Here is a 306-nt window from a genome sequence, read left to right as displayed (position 1 = left end):
GCTGCTGCCCAAGGAATGAGTGCCGCCCTTGACAGCCAATGCCGCCGCTTCGGCGGCAAGGGGGGCCTCTTTCAGTTGGTCGGCCGAAACCTCGGGCGGGTCGAAGAGATCGAGATCGCGCAAATTGCGGGCAAGCAGCGCCGGATCGGCGAGGCCCTGGAACGGATCTTCGGGCGAGACCCTGGCCATGGCGACGGCGCGCTCGGCAAGCGCGTTTGGATCGGAAGCGGCGGTGGCCGAGACGCTCGCCACGCGCTGGCCGACGAAGACGCGCAGCGAAACGTCCTCGCTTTCCGAGGATTCGGT

The 306-nt window shown here is 67.6% G+C and carries 1 protein-coding gene; it reads right to left on the bottom strand.

The window, feature by feature from the left end; all coding sequences use genetic code 11:
- Nucleotides 1–306 (bottom strand): DNA gyrase modulator (locus EN824_RS34345; RefSeq protein WP_348631548.1); only part of this gene is annotated, 306 nt, incomplete at both ends.

This window comes from Mesorhizobium sp. M8A.F.Ca.ET.181.01.1.1 (assembly GCF_004792025.1).
Taxonomy (GTDB): Bacteria; Pseudomonadota; Alphaproteobacteria; order Rhizobiales; family Rhizobiaceae; genus Mesorhizobium.
The sequence above is the reverse complement of the archived record's forward strand: the minus strand, read 5'-3'. Positions and strand labels throughout refer to the sequence as shown.